This is a genomic window from Micromonospora sp. DT46 (assembly GCF_049841735.1).
Taxonomy (GTDB): Bacteria; Actinomycetota; Actinomycetes; order Mycobacteriales; family Micromonosporaceae; genus Micromonospora; species Micromonospora reichwaldensis.
The window spans coordinates 378800-393618 of sequence record NZ_JBNCKW010000008.1; the positions used below are offsets into that span (position 1 = coordinate 378800).

At 75.6% G+C, this 14819-nt stretch carries 17 protein-coding genes; 10 read left to right on the forward strand and 7 right to left on the reverse strand.

Features of this window, described 5'->3' with window-relative positions; all coding sequences use genetic code 11:
* Positions 1-141: 141 nt before the first annotated feature.
* Together ACLQ20_RS23915 and ACLQ20_RS23920 are read right to left on the reverse strand one after the other, a co-directional pair.
* Complete coding sequence (locus tag ACLQ20_RS23915) at positions 142-783, reverse strand: class I SAM-dependent methyltransferase (RefSeq protein ID WP_151455856.1); 642 nt, start codon at positions 781-783, stop codon at positions 142-144.
* Positions 784-792: 9 nt separating this feature from the next.
* Positions 793-1458: an Rrf2 family transcriptional regulator gene (locus ACLQ20_RS23920; RefSeq protein ID WP_425857728.1), complete on the reverse strand. Its 666-nt coding sequence runs from the start codon at positions 1456-1458 to the stop codon at positions 793-795.
* Positions 1459-1570: 112 nt separating this feature from the next.
* On the opposite strand from ACLQ20_RS23920, the gene ACLQ20_RS23925 reads away from it, so the two are divergent.
* The 3 genes from ACLQ20_RS23925 to ACLQ20_RS23935 all read left to right on the forward strand — a co-directional run bounded on the left by ACLQ20_RS23925 (position 1571) and on the right by ACLQ20_RS23935 (position 5240).
* On the forward strand, positions 1571-2839 hold the full coding sequence (locus ACLQ20_RS23925; protein WP_425857778.1) for a globin domain-containing protein: 1269 nt from the start codon (positions 1571-1573) through the stop codon (positions 2837-2839).
* A gap of 221 nt (positions 2840-3060) precedes the next feature.
* Positions 3061-4278 carry a glycosyltransferase gene (locus tag ACLQ20_RS23930; protein WP_151455859.1) on the forward strand — a complete coding sequence of 406 codons (1218 nt, stop codon included), beginning with the start codon at positions 3061-3063 and terminating at the stop codon, positions 4276-4278.
* A gap of 98 nt (positions 4279-4376) precedes the next feature.
* Entirely contained in the window at positions 4377-5240 is an 864-nt protein-coding gene (locus ACLQ20_RS23935; RefSeq protein WP_151455860.1) for an alpha/beta hydrolase family protein, read from the forward strand.
* Positions 5241-5367: 127 nt separating this feature from the next.
* Here the strand turns inward: ACLQ20_RS23935 and ACLQ20_RS23940 are convergent, their stop codons facing one another.
* Entirely contained in the window at positions 5368-5538 is a 171-nt protein-coding gene (locus ACLQ20_RS23940; protein ID WP_165947796.1) for a hypothetical protein, read from the reverse strand.
* A 193-nt stretch (positions 5539-5731) separates the two neighbouring features.
* Here ACLQ20_RS23940 and ACLQ20_RS23945 point away from each other — a divergent pair, with 193 nt between their 5' ends.
* Both ACLQ20_RS23945 and ACLQ20_RS23950 read left to right on the forward strand, forming a co-directional pair.
* Positions 5732-6367 (forward strand): hypothetical protein, encoded by a 636-nt coding sequence (locus tag ACLQ20_RS23945; RefSeq protein WP_151455861.1) that lies wholly within the window; start codon positions 5732-5734, stop codon positions 6365-6367.
* Between the two features lie 164 nt (positions 6368-6531).
* Positions 6532-6897: a hypothetical protein gene (locus ACLQ20_RS23950; RefSeq protein ID WP_425857729.1), complete on the forward strand. Its 366-nt coding sequence runs from the start codon at positions 6532-6534 to the stop codon at positions 6895-6897.
* A gap of 96 nt (positions 6898-6993) precedes the next feature.
* Here ACLQ20_RS23950 and ACLQ20_RS23955 read toward each other — a convergent pair whose 3' ends face one another.
* The 3 genes from ACLQ20_RS23955 to ACLQ20_RS23965 form a co-directional block, all read right to left on the reverse strand.
* Entirely contained in the window at positions 6994-7521 is a 528-nt protein-coding gene (locus ACLQ20_RS23955) for a DinB family protein (protein WP_151455863.1), read from the reverse strand.
* Between the two features lie 61 nt (positions 7522-7582).
* Positions 7583-7774: a hypothetical protein gene (locus tag ACLQ20_RS23960; protein ID WP_225852332.1), complete on the reverse strand. Its 192-nt coding sequence runs from the start codon at positions 7772-7774 to the stop codon at positions 7583-7585.
* Between the two features lie 101 nt (positions 7775-7875).
* Positions 7876-8787 (reverse strand): DUF72 domain-containing protein, encoded by a 912-nt coding sequence (locus ACLQ20_RS23965; protein WP_151455864.1) that lies wholly within the window; start codon positions 8785-8787, stop codon positions 7876-7878.
* Positions 8788-8978: 191 nt separating this feature from the next.
* Here ACLQ20_RS23965 and ACLQ20_RS23970 point away from each other — a divergent pair, with 191 nt between their 5' ends.
* The 5 genes from ACLQ20_RS23970 to ACLQ20_RS23990 all read left to right on the forward strand — a co-directional run bounded on the left by ACLQ20_RS23970 (position 8979) and on the right by ACLQ20_RS23990 (position 13456).
* Positions 8979-9929, forward strand: coding sequence for a hypothetical protein (locus ACLQ20_RS23970; RefSeq protein ID WP_425857730.1), 951 nt, complete (start codon positions 8979-8981; stop codon positions 9927-9929).
* 113 nt (positions 9930-10042) lie between these two features.
* A complete protein-coding gene (locus ACLQ20_RS23975; RefSeq protein WP_425857731.1) occupies positions 10043-10804 on the forward strand; it encodes a Pr6Pr family membrane protein in 762 nt (253 codons plus the stop codon).
* Positions 10805-10922: 118 nt separating this feature from the next.
* Positions 10923-11969, forward strand: a complete 1047-nt coding sequence (locus ACLQ20_RS23980) for an NAD(P)-dependent alcohol dehydrogenase (RefSeq protein WP_151457798.1) — start codon at positions 10923-10925, stop codon at positions 11967-11969.
* Positions 11970-11993: 24 nt separating this feature from the next.
* Positions 11994-12509 carry a 2'-5' RNA ligase family protein gene (locus ACLQ20_RS23985; protein ID WP_151457799.1) on the forward strand — a complete coding sequence of 172 codons (516 nt, stop codon included), beginning with the start codon at positions 11994-11996 and terminating at the stop codon, positions 12507-12509.
* A 101-nt stretch (positions 12510-12610) separates the two neighbouring features.
* Positions 12611-13456, forward strand: a complete 846-nt coding sequence (locus ACLQ20_RS23990) for a S1 family peptidase (RefSeq protein ID WP_425857732.1) — start codon at positions 12611-12613, stop codon at positions 13454-13456.
* A gap of 123 nt (positions 13457-13579) precedes the next feature.
* On the opposite strand, the gene ACLQ20_RS23995 is transcribed toward ACLQ20_RS23990, so the two are convergent.
* Positions 13580-14662, reverse strand: a complete 1083-nt coding sequence (locus ACLQ20_RS23995) for a PIN domain-containing protein (protein ID WP_151455944.1) — start codon at positions 14660-14662, stop codon at positions 13580-13582.
* Positions 14663-14819: the final 157 nt, after the last annotated feature.

Here is a 14819-nt window from a genome sequence, read left to right on the forward strand (position 1 = left end):
GCCCGGAACGGACCGGCGCGGCAACGGTGAGTGGCACCGGTCCGACGGCCACGGACAGCCGGCTCGGTCACGGACGACCGGCGCGGCCACGGACGACCGGCGCGGCCACCGACCACCGGCGCGGCCATGGGCGAGGGTGGATCAGTCGCGGGTGGCCACGCCGAGCACGTGCGGGGTGGCGGGGGCCGGGAGTCGACTGTCGGGGAAGCGGAACGCGTCCAGCTCGGTGACGGTGAAGCCCGCCGCCCGGATCGCGGCCACCGTATCGCGGCCCGTGTGGCAGCCGCCGCAGAGCAACGGCCAGACGGTCGCGTCGGCCAACCGCTGCACGCGGCGCAGGCCGGGGCTCTGCGCGCGTACGTGCTCGAAGAAGCGCACCTGCCCACCGGGCCGCAGCACCCGGCGGGCCTCGCGCAGCGCGGCGGCCTGGTCGGCCACCGAGCAGAGGACCAGGGAGAACACCACCGCGTCGGCGTCGCCGTCGGGCGCCGGCAGCGCCTCGGCGAGGCCGTCGGCCACCTCGACGGGTACGGGAGCGGTGCCCGCCGCCTCCCGCGCCGCCGCCCGGAGCCGGGGCTCCGGCTCCACCGCCAGCACCCGCTCGACGGTGCCCGGGTAGTGCGCGAAGGTGCGGCCGTTGCCGGCGCCGACCTCGACCACCCGGCCCGCGAGGCCGGCGACGAGGCGCCGCCGGTGAGCGGCCGCGCCGGCGCGGTCCATCGCCACGCTCGCCCGCTGGAACACCCGGGCGAAGACCGGGTGGGAGACCTTGTTGGCGGGCATCGTCACTCCTCAGACCGGACCGGGTACGGCCGGCCGGGCTCCGGAGGGCCCGACAGGCGACGGCGGCGCGTGGGGCTCCGGCGGACGCGGCACGGTCGCTGAGGGCGACACGTCGCGCCCCGGCGGCCCCCCGGACGGCGACACGTCGCGCCCCGGCGACCCTCCGGACGGCGGCGCGTCGGGCGCCGGCAACTCTCCGGACGGCGACACGTCGCGCCCCGGTGGCTCCCCGGACGGCGCCGGCCGGGGGCGGGGCAGGCCGAGGGCGAGCAGCGCCGGGCCGGTCGGCCCGGCGACGAGCTCGCCGAGGGTCACGTCGTCCAGCACGGCGAGGAAGGCGTCCCGGGCACGGCGCAGTTCGCCCCGCAGCCGGCAGGCCGCGCGCAGCGAGCAGGCCGGCTCGTCGCAGGACACCACCTCGTCGTCGCCCTCGAAGGCCCGGACCACGTGCCCGACGGTGGTCCTCCCGCCGTCCTCGGCGAAGGCCACCCCGCCGGAACGGCCCCGGATGGTGACCAGCACCCCGAGCCGCTGCAACCGCTGCACCACCTTGGCGACGTGGTTGCGGGGCAGGTCGAGCTGGTCGGACAGCTCGTCCACGGTCATCCGTCGCGGGTTCGCGGCGGCGAGCATGGCGATGCGCAGCGCCATGTCGGTGGACCGGTTGAGCTTCACGCCTCGACCCTAGCCAGCGCGGTCGACCGCCCACCACGGCCGACCGGCCCCGGGTGTGATCCGGACGACCCTCGACCCGGGACCTTCGGCCCTGAAGAGGTATTTCGAATACCTGTTTTGCTGTCGGGGCCCGAGCGGTTCAGCCCAGAAGGAGACAGTCGTGCTCTCGGAGTCCTCAGCAGCAGTGGTGACGGCGACCCTGCCCGCCGTGCAGGCGCACGGCGAGGCGATCACCGGCCGGTTCTACCAGCGGATGTTCGACGCGCACCCCGAACTGCTGGACATCTTCAACCGCAGCAACCAGGCCACCGGCACCCAGAAGGCCGCCCTCGCCGCCGCCGTGGTCGCGTACGCGGAGCACCTGACCGGCGGCAGCCACGCACCGTGGGGGCCGATCCTGGACCGCATCGCGCACAAGCACGCCTCGCTCGGCATCACCGCCACCCAGTACACGATCGTCGGCCGGCACCTGCTCGCCGCCGTCGGCGAGGTGCTCGGCGACGCCGTCACCGACGAGGTCGCGGCGGCCTGGGACGAGGTCTACTGGCTGCTCGCCTGCGAGCTGATCGCCCGGGAGGCCCGCCTCTACACCGTGGCCGGGCTGGCCGAGGGCGAGTCGGTCTGGCGGGACTGGCGGGTCGTCGCCCGGGCCACCGAGGCGCTGGACGTCGTGTCGTTCACCCTGGTCCCGGCCGACGGCGGCCCGGTGCCCACCTTCGTCCCGGGCCAGTACACCTCGGTCGCCGTCGACCTCGACGGCGGGCGCGGTCAGCAGATCCGCCAGTACAGCCTCTCCGGCCGTCCCGGCGCCGACCACTGGCGGATCACCGTCAAGCGCGTACGCGGTGGCGGTGACGCCCCCGACGGCATGGTCTCCACCTTCCTGCACGAGCGCGTGGGTGTCGACGACGTCCTCCGGCTCAGCCCCGCGTTCGGCGAGGTCAGCGCGGTGGCCGGGGAGGGCCCGCTGCTGCTGGTCAGCGCGGGCATCGGCCTGACCCCGGCGATGGCCGCCCTGGAGCACCTGGCCGCCACCAAACCGGAGCGTCCGGTGGTGCTGGTGCACGCCGACCGGGCCGGCGCGGCCCACGCGTTCCGCGGTGAACTGCCGCGCCTGCACGCCGCGCTGCCCAACCTGCGCACCGCCCTCTGGTACGAGGACCTCACCGGCGGCGAACTGGCCGGGGTGACCGCCGAGGTCATCGCGGGCCGGGTCGACCCGGCGCTGATCCCCCTCTCCCCCGACGCCCACGTGCACCTCTGCGGGCCGCTGCCGTTCATGAACACCGTCCGGGGCGGCCTGCTGCGCCGGGGAGTGCCGGTGGAGCGCATCGCCTACGAGGTCTTCGGGCCGGGCATGCTCCACGACGAACGGTCCTGACCGGCTGCGACCGGGCGGTCACGGGCGGTGGGGTGGTTCGCCCCGCCACCCGCCGGCCGCTCCACACCCGACGGACACTCCGTCAGGACGAGCCGGGCAGGCGGCGGTTAGGAGGGAAGGTCGGGGGTAGGGACTCCTGCGGCGGGGTCCGCCAGGCGGCGAGGAGACGCCCCGGGGCTCGACCGGGTCCCCGCCGACGGGCCGGCCGATGGAGGAAGCACATGCGTATCGCGATGATCTCGGAGCACGCCAGTCCGCTCGCCGTCGGAGGGGTGGAGGAATCCGGCGGTCAGCACACGCACGTGGCGGAGCTCGCCGCCGCGCTGGCCGGCGAGGGGCACGACGTGCGCGTCTACACCCGCCGGGACTCCACCGTCCCGCCCGACTCCGTCGTCACCCCGGACGGCTACCGGGTGTGCCAGGTGCCGGCCGGCCCGGCGCTGCGGGTGCCGAGGGACGAGCTGCTGCCGCACCTGGGCGAGTTCGGGCGCTGGCTGGCGGGTCAGTGGCGCGATGGCGGCTGGGCGCCGGACGTGGCGCACGCCCACTTCTGGACGAGCGGGCTGGCCACCCTGCACGCCGGCCGGCGCACCGGGGTGCCGGTGGTGCTGACGTACCACAGCCTCGGCTCGGTGAAGCGGCGGTTGCAGGGCGCCCGGGACACCAGCCCACCGGGCCGGGTGGGCTACGAGCGGGCCCTGGGCCGGGCCGCCGACCGGATCATCGTGCAGTGCCAGGACGAGGTCGGCGAGCTGGTCCGCCTCGGCGTGCCCCGGTCCCGGATGACGCTGGTCCCCGCCGGGGTCGACCAGGAGCTGTTCCGTCCCGACGGGCCCGTCGCCCCGCGCGACCCGGCCCGCCCCCGGATCATCACCGTCGGCCGGCTGGTGGAGCGCAAGGGCATCCAGGACGTCATCCGGGCGCTGCCGGCCGTGCCGGACGCCGAGTGCGTGGTGGTCGGCGGCCCGCCGGCGGAGTTGCTCCCCGCGGACGGCTTCGCCCGCCGGCTCCGCGCGCTCGCCGAGTCCTGCGGGGTCGCCGACCGGGTGAAGCTGCTGGGCGGGCTGCCCCGAGAGGAGCTGGCCCCGTGGTACCGCTCGGCGGACCTGCTGGTGGCCGCCCCCTGGTACGAGCCGTTCGGGCTCACCCCGCTGGAGGGCATGGCGTGCGGCGTACCGGTCGTCGGCACGAACGTCGGCGGGATCGCCGACACCGTGGTAGACGGCCTGACCGGCGACCTCGTGCCGCCGCGGGACCCCCGGGCCCTCGGCACCGCGGTCCGCCGGCTGCTCGCCGACAAGGTCCGTCGCTTCGCGTACGCGACGGCGGCGCTGGACCGGATCCGCAACCGGTACTCGTGGAAGCGCTGCGCCGAGCAGCTGAGCACGGTCTACGCCACGGTCAGCACGGTCGGCCGGCCCGCTCCGGCGGTGGCGTAGCGCAGGGTGGTGGTGGGCGGCCCCCGGTCGTCGCCCGGGACGTGACGCCCACCACCCCACGGTTACCCGTCGGTAGCCTCGGGCCGTAGCCTGGGCCGGTGAACGCGACGGGGGAATACCGGCAGGAGTTCGTCGAGGTCGACGGGGCCCGCATCGGGCTACAGGTGTATCCGGATCCGGAGGGCGTCGCCGACGCCCCGCTGGTGCTGATCACGCCGGCGATGGGCGTCCGGGCGCGCTACTACCGGCCGTTCGCCGCCGCGCTGCGCGCCGCCGGCCTGGCCGTGGCGGTGGCCGACCTGCGCGGCACCGGGGAGAGCACCCCGAAGCCGAGCCGCGCCTGCCGGTACGGCTACCCGGAACTGGCCGCCGACGTGGGCGCCGCGCTGGCGGCGCTCAAGTCCCGGCGGGACGGGCGCAGGACGCTGCTGCTCGGGCACTCCCTCGGCGGGCAGGCGGCGCTGCTGCACCTCGCCCTGCACGGCGAGCACGACGTCGACGGGCTGGCGCTGGTCGCCGTCGGCGTACCGTGGTGGCGCAGCTACCCGGGCCTGCGCGGGTACGGCGTCCTGCCGTACACCCAGGGGATCGCGGCGACCGCCCGGCTGCTCGGCGTCTGGCCGGGCTGGGGCTTCGGCGGCCGGCAGGCGCGCGGGGTCATCCGGGACTGGGCGTACACCGCGCGGACCGGGCGCTTCCCGCAGCTGGACGGGGTGGACGCCGAGGCGGCCGTGCGGGCGCTGCGGACCCCCGTCCTCGCGGTCAGCGTCGACGACGACCAGTACACCCCGCACGAGACCGTCGACCACCTGTGCGCGAAGCTGGCCGCGGCGCCCGTCGCGCGCGAGCGCTACACGCCGGCGCAGGCCGGCGCCCCGATGGACCACTTCACCTGGGTACGCGCGAGCGGCCCGCTGGCGGCCCGGGTGGCCCGCTTCGCCGCCGACCTGCCGGCCCGCTGACCCGGGGCGGGACGCGGCACCGAGCGGGGCGACCCGTCGGGGCCGCTCCCCCGGTCACGTGACACCGGCGCCGGGCTGCTGCGGCACGCGTCCCGGGCGGCGCGACCACCGCCCGGGACGGAGACGCTCACTCGTCGGTGTCGACGGGCACCATCTCGCCGTCCCGCTCCACGCGGGTCTCGCCGCGCTCGGCGGGCGGCGGCACCTGCGCCGTGGTCCTGCGCGGATCGTTGTCCGGGTGCATCAGCACCGCGTCGGTCGACGCGGTCTTCTCCCGGCTCTCCTCGGGCTGCGACATCCGCTTCCCCTCTCGCTCGGGTCGTCCGACGAACTACCCGCGCCGGCCCCGACGACTCCTCCCGGCCCGTCCCCGGCGACGACGCCCCGGGTCCGGTATCTGTGCCGCCGCGGCATATCGGCAGGTCACGGGCGGGATTAGCCGGCCGGGCGGCGGGTATGCCGCACCGCCCGACACGGTGGAAGGGGATCAGATGTCCGAACGGCACACCGCACTGCGCTCGATGCACGACCTGGGCCTGGCGGCCTGGTTCGGGGGCTCCCTGATGGGAGCGTTCGGCGTCAACGGCGCGGCGGCACAGATGAACGACTCGACCCAGCGGTTGCCGATGGCCTCGGCCGGCTGGGCCCGGTGGACCCCGGTGAACGCCGCGGCGATCGGCGCCCACCTGGCGGGGGCCGTCGGGGAACTGGTGACGGAGAGCCCCCGGGTGGCCGCCCAGTCGGGGGTGGCCCGGGCCAGCACGCTGAAGACGGCGTTGACGGTCGGCGCGCTGGCGGTGACCGGCTACAGCCGACTGCTCGGCATGAAGCTGGAGAAGGCGGGCGGCCCGGCGGTCGAGGGGGTCACCGAGCCGAACTCGCACACGCCGTCGAACGTGGCGTCGTGCCAGCGGCAGATGCGGATGCTCCAGTGGGCTGTCCCGGCGATGACCGGGGCGCTCATCGTGATGACCGCGTACATGGGCGAGCAGCAGAAGCCCGGCGAGGTGTTCCGGGGGATGTTCGGGCGCATCGGCGGCATGCGGAACGCCCCGAAGGGGATGGGCGCGCTCATGGCGATGGGCGGGACCAGGCAGAAGCGGATGGCGAAGTCCGGCCGCTGCTGACGACGTGTCGCCGGACGGCGTCCCGCCGACTCCTCGGCGGCGGGGCGCCGCTGCGCGCGTCCCCACCCGTACCGGCACCGCGGCCCCGGGGCGCCGGCGAGGCATGACCGCCCCGGTGACGGGCATTCGGGGCCGGTACCGGCGGACCGAGCAGCGAGGTGGTCATGACGGCAGAAGAGGGACGCGGCGGGGGCCGACGCGCACCGGAGGCGACCACGCCCTGGGTGACCAGGGACGGCATGGACGTGGAGGCGCCGTGGGGCGTCGCTGAGCACGACCCCATGAACGAGGGCAGCGAGGAGACCGCCGTGCCGGAAGGGCGGCGCGGGGAGCGGCGGGCCGACGAGCCGGCGGGACCGTCCGGCCCCGCCGGCCGGCACGGCTTCGGCCCGGTCGAACCGACACCCACGCGGCCGGCGGGCCCCGGCGCGCCGCCCGACCCGGCGCCGGCCCGACGGTCCTTCCCCGACGCCGCCGACGTCGAGGAGCGGACGGAGGACGCGCTGCGGACCAGGGGCCGACGTTCCTGACCGGCACGCCCCGGCACGGGGCTGCACGAGGCGTGGTTCCTCGACCTGGACGCCGAGCCGCGCGGACGGGACCGCCCCCGCCGAAGAGCCCGGCGGTCAGGCGCGCCCCGCCGCCCGCAGCAGCCGGAGCTGACCGATCTCGGCCGCGTTCTTCATCAGCTCGGCGTTGACCCAGGCGAGCATGTGCGCCACCGTGTGGCCCGGGTCGTCCTGCCACGGGAACGGCGCGGTGCCGTCGAGGTCGGCGTCGGTCAGCCGGTCGAGGTGCCCCAGCCACTCGGCGCGCAGGCCCCGCAGCCAGGCGACCGTCGGCTCGCCCGCGCCCGGCCATCGCACGTCGGTGCGCTGCCGTGCTGGCCGTCCCCCGAGATGGTCCATGGTCACCGTCCACCACCAGCCGATGTGCCAGGACAGCCAGCCGATGGTCGGAACCGGCACGGGGTCGGGTTCGGTGTCGGCCCAGTCGGGTGTCCAGCCGCCGGCGGGGTCGCGACGCACCGTCCAGCAGACCTCGGCCGGTTCCCAGAGGAAGTCCGTCGCGTCGAGGCGCTCGAGGTGGTACTCGAACAGCGACCACGTCAGGTCGAACTGCCAGCGCAGGAGCGCACGGGAGGTTGCCGCCATCCGGCGATCATCCCGGAGGGCACCGGCCCCGGTCCACGGAATTGGACCCCGCGTCACGGGGTCAGCCGCCGGCGGTGTCCTCGTCGGCGACCTCGGCGGGGTCCGCCGTCACCGGGTGACCGGTGTCGTCCACCAGAGCGGGCGCCATGCTGCCGCCGTGCGCCTCCTGCGCCTCCCGGGTCTCGCGCGCCGCCGCGTCCCCCGGTACGCCGGGCGTCGCCTCCCCGGGGTGCTCCTGCCGCTGCTCACCCATCACCGCGTCCCCTTCCGTCGCTCACGCCCCCGCCGGTACCCGGGCGGCCGGCGGGGAAACCTGGCGCCGCGCCGACGATCCCGGGTGGGGCCGGTGGGTGCTCAGGAGGGCGAACCGGCTCCCGCCCGGTCGCGTCCCGCCGGGCGGACCCCGAGCAGTTCCGCGAGTCGGGCCGCGTCACGCTGGGCCTGGTCGCCGCAGCAGTTGTTGAACAGCGCGTGCAGCTCCCCCGCCTGCCCGGCCAGCTCGACCAGGAGTTCCGACCAGCGGCGCAGTTCCTCGTCGCCGTACGCGTAGCGGAACTTCTCCTGCTTGTCCCCGGTCTCCCAGGCGGTGCTGTGGCCGTGGAACCGGACGACCGCCAGCTCCGCCGTGGCGAACAGGATGGGCGGCACCGACGAGGCGTGCCCCTGCGGCATGTCGACGCAGACGAACGACAGCCCGCGCTCCCGCAGGAACCCGAGCGTGTCCAGCGCGGCGGTGCCGTCGAACCAGGACGCGTGGCGCAGCTCGACGGCGACCCGCCACGGCTGGCACCGCTCCGCCAGCTCGGCGATGCGCCGTTCGGCGGCGGCCCCACGGGCCAGCCACGGCGGAAACTGGAGCAGGACCGCGCCGAGCCGGTCGGCCGCCGCGATCGGGTCCAGCGCCGCCCGGAACCGGTCCCACAGCTCGTCGTACGCGGCCGCGGGAAGGTCCCGGCGCCGGATCCGGCTCGGGCCGCCGGCCGGGCGCAGGTCGCGGGGCAGCGCCGCCACCGGTGTCGGGTGACCGGTGAAGAGGCTGAACGCCTTGACGTCGAAGGTGAAGCCCTCGGGCGTGGCGTCCACCCAGCCTCGTGTCGTCTCCGGCACGGGCACCGCGTAGTAGGAGGTGTCCACCTCGACCAGCGGGAAGCGCCCGGCGTAGAAGTCGAGCCGACCGGCCGGGGTGTTGGCCGCGCGGGGGTACCAGCCCGAGCGCAGCAGCATCTGGTCCGCCCAGGACGACGTGCCCACCTTGATCACACCCATGTGATTCAGTGCACCGCGCACCGGACGAATCGGCAACCGCTGGCGGAAACCCGGCGTCCGGGCATCCTGCGCGAGGCGGTCGCGGCGTGTCAGGACCATGGGCGGACCGGTCGGTCCCGGCCCGGCACTTGTCGGACGTCACACCCGACCCGTGTGACGGCCCGACGGCCCGTGGCGCTGAGGGACACGAGATGAACGCACACCGGATGGACCAGGAAACCGTCGAGCGGCTGCTCGACGGCCCTGTCCTCGACCCGCAGGACGGCCCGCAGTCCCTCACGTCGCTGTTGACGGCGGTCCGCGCCACGCCCCACGCCGACGAACTGGCCGGTGAGGAGGCGGCCGTACGGGCCTACCGGCTGGCCCGGGCCGGCAACCCGCCCGGCCGGCCGGAGCCGCGCCGCCGTCCCGCCCTCGCGGGGTTCGGCGTCCGCGCCGCGCTGGCCGGTGCCGCCCTCGCCCTCACGGGCGGGGTGGCCCTCGCCGCCACCGGGGGCGCGCTGCCCGACCCGCTGCGCGGTCCGGCACCCACCACCGCCGCTCCCGTGCCCGCCCCCACCACGGGCGCCGCACCCACGAAGGCCCACCGTCCGCCGTCCGCCCCGACGGGCGGGGTGGACGGTCGGCCGGAGCACGACGCGGCGGTACGGGAGTCGTGCCGGGCGTACCGGGCGGACGTCGGCGACGGCGGTCTCCCGGACGAGGCCACCTTCGATGACCTGATCCGCGCCGCCGGTGGCCCTGGAAAGGTCGCCGGCTACTGCGACCGGGTGCTGACCGACGAGCCGAAGGGCCCCGCCCCGAACGGCAGCCCGTCCGGCGGGCCGACGGTCACGCCGACCGGCGATCCCGGAGCCGACCCGACGGGCCAACCCGGAGCCGACCCGACGGGCCATCCGGGAGCGGAGCCGACCGGCCGACCGGGAGCCGACCCGACCGGCCGACCCGGAGCCGACCCGACCGGCCGTCCCGGGGTGGACCCGACCGGTCGGCCCGGAGCCGACCCGAGCCGGCGGACCGGGCCGCTGCCCACGGCGTCGCCGTCGGCCACGGCCGCGCAACCGGCCGGGCCCGGCCCCGCCCACCTCCCGCCGGAGCAGGGGCGCCACACCGCCCCGCCGAGCGGCGGCGAGGCGGGCTGACCGGGCGGCCGACGGGCAGGGGCGCGCCCCTGCCCGCGCGCCCTCCCCCGGCGGCGTGGCCCGCGTGCCGTCGGCCGGTGACCTCAGCTCCGGGTGGCTGGTAGCTTGCCCCGATGAGTCTGCGGCGTCGACGCGTGGCGGTGGTCTTCCGCCTGGCGATCGTGATCAGCGTGCTGGCCGGGATCGTGCTCACCGCGCTCGGTTCCGCCACGCTCACCGGCCTGCTGCCCTACTTCACCATCCAGAGCAACCTCGCCGTCGGGCTCTTCGCCGGATACGCCGCCTGGCTGGCCCGCCAGGACCGGCCCGAGCCGCCCTCGGCGCTCAAGGGCGCGGTCACGCTCTACATCACCATCACCGGCGTGGTCTACCACCTGGTGTTGGCCAACCCGGCCAGCCCGTTCGCGATGCCGCAGGCCGACCGTACGCTCGGCGAGGCGCTGGGCAACCAGTTCCTGCACACCGTCGTGCCCCTGCTGGCCGTGGCGGACTGGGCGCTGTTCGACCGCCGGGGCCGGCTCCGCCCGCGCTACGCGGCCTGGTGGTTGGCGTTCCCCCTCGGATACCTCGGCTTCGCGCTGCTGAGAGGGCTGGTGGTGGACCGGTACCCGTACCCGTTCATCGACGCAGGCGAGCTGGGCTACGCGGGGGTGGCCGTCAGCGCGGTCTTCTTCGCCGCCGCGTTCTGGCTGCTGGGCCTGCTCTTCGTCGCCGTCGACCGGGGCCTGGGCCGCCGTGCCGTGGCGCAGGCCGCCCCCGCGACCAGCCCGGACGCCCCCTCCATGGCCCCCGACGCCCCCTTCACGCCAGGGGGTCAGACCGGCCCGGCCACGGCCCCGGACGCCGCCCGGCCCGACGCGACGGCCCTGCCCTGAGGTCCACGCCTGCGGCGGCTCACCGGTACGGGTGACCGGAGCGTCGCGGCGGGCCGTTTGGGCTGTCGCGGAACGGGCAGCCGGCAGGCGGACCGGAAGCGGGAGAACAGGAGGCGTCATGCGCGCGCTGCGATTGCCCAACTGGAAGTCGGAGCCCGAACTGGTCGAGGTCGACGAGCCGACCCCGGGCCCGGATCAGGTGGTCGTGAAGATCGGCGGTGCCGGTGCCTGCCACTCCGACCTGCACCTGATGCACGACTTCGAGGCCGGCGCGGTGCCCTGGAACCCGCCGTTCATCCTCGGCCACGAGAACGCCGGCTGGGTGCACGCGCTCGGCGACGGGGTGAGCGGGCTGACGGTGGGGCAGCCGGTGGCCGTGTACGGGCCGTGGGGCTGCGGCACCTGCGAACGCTGCCGGGTGGGCGTCGAGTCGTACTGCGAGAACGTCGCCGAGGCGCCGGTGCCCGGCGGGGGCGGCGGCCTCGGCCTGGACGGCGGCATGGCCGAGTACATGCTGGTGCCGCACGCCCGGCTCGTCGTGCCGCTGCCCGACGGGCTCGACCCGGTGTTGGCGGCGCCGCTGACCGACGCCGGGCTCACCCCGTACCACGCGATCCGCCGGTCCTGGGCGAAGCTCGGTCCGACCAGCACCGCCGTGGTGATCGGCGTGGGCGGGCTCGGGCACGTCGGGGTGCAGATCCTCAAGGCGACCACCGCGGCCCGGGTGATCGCGGTGGACACCCGCGAGGAGGCGCTGAAGCTCGGCGCGGAGTGCGGCGCCGACCTCACCATGCTCTCCGGCGCGGACACCGCCCAGGAGATCCGCCAGGCCACCGGCGGCCGGGGCGCCGACGTGGTCCTGGACTTCGTCGGCGCCGATGCGACCCTCGCGCTCGGCGCCGCCGCCGCCCGCACCGTCGGCGACCTCACCATCGTCGGCATCGGCGGCGGCACCCTGCCGGTGGGCTTCTTCTCGGTGCCGTACGAGGTGAGCATCCAGAGCACGTACTGGGGCAGCCGGCCGGAACTCATCGAGGTGCTCGAACTGGGCGCCCGGGGCCTGGTGAAGCCGAAGGCCAGCACCTTCTCGCTGGACGAGGCGGTCGTCGCGTACCGGAAGATGCGCGACGGCACGCTGGAGGGCCGGGCGGTCGTCGTGCCGTGACCACCGCGGCCCTAGGGTGATCATGTGGTCGCGGCGCTGGAGCTCTACCTGGACACCGACGCCACCCGACGGATCCGGGTGCTCTGGGACGCGCTGGAGTCCGAGGGCGTGCAGAGCATGCGGTCGCTGCTGGAGCAGCGTCACCGGCCACACGTCTCACTCGCCGTCGCGACCCGCTTCGATCCGGAGCGGGTCGCGGCGGCGTTGCGCGGAACGGTGGTGGCCACGCCGCTGCGGCTGAGCTTCGAGCACGCCGGGCAGTTCGTCGGCCGGGTGCTGTGGCTGGGCCCGACCCCCACCGCCGAGCTGCTCGCGCACCACGCACTGGTGCACGACCGGCTGGCCGAGGCGGGGATCGGGCTGGTCGAGCACTACCGGCCGGGGCGTTGGGTGCCGCACTGCACGCTGTCGATGCGGGTGCCGAACGCCCTGATGGCCGCCGCCGTGCGCCGCTGCCTGGAGATGCTGCCGCTGGAGGCGACCGTGGTCGGCGCGGCCCTCACCGACCACGCCCGGGGCATCTCCCAGCCATTGCCGTAGCCGGACCGCGGACGGGTCGCCGGCACGACGAGCCGCTTGTCCGTGTCACGCCGGGGGTGGATCCTGTAGGGAATCGACAGAAACGAATCCATGGAGGTTCGATGCGTCGTCTCCCGCCCGCCCTGCTCCTGCTCGCCGCGCTGCTGCTCGGCCTGCCGACGCCCGCCCACGCCGCCCCCGACCACGACACCGGCCGCGCCGCGGCCGCGCTCGCGCAGGTCCGTACCGCCGGCACCGCCTGGGGGCTCGACCCCGCCACCGGCCGGATGACCCTGACCGTCGACGACACCGTCTCCGCCCGGGACGTCGCCGCGCTGCGGGCGACCGCCGCCCGGGCCGGTGCGGTGCTCCGGCACGAGCCGGGCGAACTGCGCACCCTCATCGCCGGCGGGCAGGCGATCTACAGCGGCGGCCGGTGCTCCCTCGGCGCCAACGTCCGCAGCGGCACCACCTACTACTTCGTCACCGCCGGCCACTGCACCTCCGTCGGCGCGACCTGGTACGCCAACAGCGCGCAGACCACCGTCCTCGGCAGCCGGGCGGGCAGCAGCTTCCCCGGCAACGACTACGGGCTGGTCCGCTACACGAGCCTGGTCGCCCACCCCAGCGCCGTCTACACGTACCCCGGCCTGCTCACCATCAACGGCGCCGGCAACGCCTACATCGGCCAGGCGGTCTGTCGCAGCGGCTCCACGACGGGGGTGCGCTGCGGCACGGTCACCGGGCTCAACGCGACCGTCAACTACGCCGAGGGCAGCGTCTCCGGCCTGATCCGCACCAACATCTGCGCTGAGCCGGGTGACAGCGGCGGGCCGCTCTACGCCGCCGGCACCGGCACCGTCCTCGGCATCCTCTCCGGTGGCAGCGGCAACTGCACCAGCGGTGGCACCACCTACTACCAGCCGATCATGGAGATCCTGGCCGCGTACGGCGTGACCGTCCCCTGACCGACCACCCGCGTGCCCGGCCCGACCCCGCGCGACGGGCCGGGCACGGCGGGGTCAGCCCTCGCGGCCGGTGGTCGCGACGCCCACGACGAGGTGACGCCCTCCGGCACCGACCGGAACCGGTCAGGCGGCCCGGGGGGTGAGGAGGTAGTCGTCGGCCTCGGGGCTCCACCGCAGGTCGACGACGCCGCTGGTGGCGGCCGCCTTGCAGAACTGGAGGAAGCTGCGGTAACCCAGCTTCTTCTCGCTGAAGTCGGGCCGCGCCCGGCGCAGCTGGTTCTTCAGCCCGGAGAGGGCCACCGCGCCCTCGTCTCCGGCGAGGTCCGACACCACCGAGCCGAGCAGCGCGAACGCCACCTCCCGGTCGCCGTGCTCGGGCAGGGAGACCTCGGGGTCGCCCTTGGCGGGTCCCTCCGCCAGCTCGACCACGTTGTGCTGGGCGAGGTGCCGCATGAGCTCCCCGAAGGTGCGGAACCCGTAGTCGGACTCGCTGAACGTCGGGTCCTTGCGCAGCAGGGTGCGCTTCAACGTCGAGGCCGTCACCTCGCCGCTCGAACTGCCCTGGAGGCCGGCGACGGTCTGCGCCACGAACACGGCGAGCGTGTCGACGTCCCGCCCGGCCTCCTCGGCCGCCGGCTGCGGCTCGGGCTCCGGCTCCTGCTCCACCCGCGGCACGTCGGGGCTGGGCAGGCGGGCCGGGCGGCCCCGCCGGACCCGGGCGGGAGGGATGTCGACGCCCTCCAACCGGTCGTAGTAGAGGAACTCGTCGCACGCGGGCGGCAGCAGCGCCGAGGTCGAATTCTCCACGCCCACCCCGATGACGCGCTTGTTCAGCTCGCGGAGCTTGTGGACCAACGGGGTGAAGTCGCTGTCGCCGGTGCAGATCACGAAGGTCGAGATGTACCCGCGCTCGAAGGCCAGCTCCACCGCGTCCACGGCCATCTTGATGTCGGCGGCGTTCTTGCGCGAGGCCCCCATCCGCTGGGGAATCTCGATCAGCTCGACGTGCGACCGCGTGAGCATCCGCCGGTCCTCGTCGAAGTACGACCAGTCCGCGTACGCCCGGCGCACCACCACCCGGCCGCGCTCGGCGAGGGCGTCGGCGATGGGACGGAAGTCGAAGGCCACGCCGCCGAGGTGGTCGCGGGCCCCCAACGCGAGGTTCTCGTAGTCGAGGAAGAGGGCGATGCGGTCTTCGTGATCCACGCAGGTCAGCCTACCCCCGGCGGGGCGCCGCGCCGTCGCGTCCGCCCCTGGCATGGCGCGGTGCCCGCCGGGGTCGGCCGGCCACCGGGTAGTGCTGGCCCTACCCGGGAACTACCTCCAGACGGCTGGGTCGGCGCGTCACCCACGGTTAGCGTCA

Excerpts from the sequence above, each read along its gene's own strand:
- ACLQ20_RS23915 (WP_151455856.1), bottom strand. The coding sequence starts at position 783 with ATGCCCGCCAACAAGGTCTCCCACCCGGTCTTCGCCCGGGTGTTCCAG.
- ACLQ20_RS23930 (WP_151455859.1), top strand. The coding sequence starts at position 3,061 with ATGCGTATCGCGATGATCTCGGAGCACGCCAGTCCGCTCGCCGTCGGA.
- ACLQ20_RS23940 (WP_165947796.1), bottom strand. The coding sequence starts at position 5,538 with ATGTCGCAGCCCGAGGAGAGCCGGGAGAAGACCGCGTCGACCGACGCG.
- ACLQ20_RS23945 (WP_151455861.1), top strand. The coding sequence starts at position 5,732 with ATGTCCGAACGGCACACCGCACTGCGCTCGATGCACGACCTGGGCCTG.
- ACLQ20_RS23950 (WP_425857729.1), top strand. The coding sequence starts at position 6,532 with ATGACGGCAGAAGAGGGACGCGGCGGGGGCCGACGCGCACCGGAGGCG.
- ACLQ20_RS23955 (WP_151455863.1), bottom strand. The coding sequence starts at position 7,521 with ATGGCGGCAACCTCCCGTGCGCTCCTGCGCTGGCAGTTCGACCTGACG.
- ACLQ20_RS23960 (WP_225852332.1), bottom strand. The coding sequence starts at position 7,774 with ATGGGTGAGCAGCGGCAGGAGCACCCCGGGGAGGCGACGCCCGGCGTA.
- ACLQ20_RS23965 (WP_151455864.1), bottom strand. The coding sequence starts at position 8,787 with ATGGGTGTGATCAAGGTGGGCACGTCGTCCTGGGCGGACCAGATGCTG.
- ACLQ20_RS23970 (WP_425857730.1), top strand. The coding sequence starts at position 8,979 with ATGAACGCACACCGGATGGACCAGGAAACCGTCGAGCGGCTGCTCGAC.
- ACLQ20_RS23975 (WP_425857731.1), top strand. The coding sequence starts at position 10,043 with ATGAGTCTGCGGCGTCGACGCGTGGCGGTGGTCTTCCGCCTGGCGATC.
- ACLQ20_RS23980 (WP_151457798.1), top strand. The coding sequence starts at position 10,923 with ATGCGCGCGCTGCGATTGCCCAACTGGAAGTCGGAGCCCGAACTGGTC.
- ACLQ20_RS23990 (WP_425857732.1), top strand. The coding sequence starts at position 12,611 with ATGCGTCGTCTCCCGCCCGCCCTGCTCCTGCTCGCCGCGCTGCTGCTC.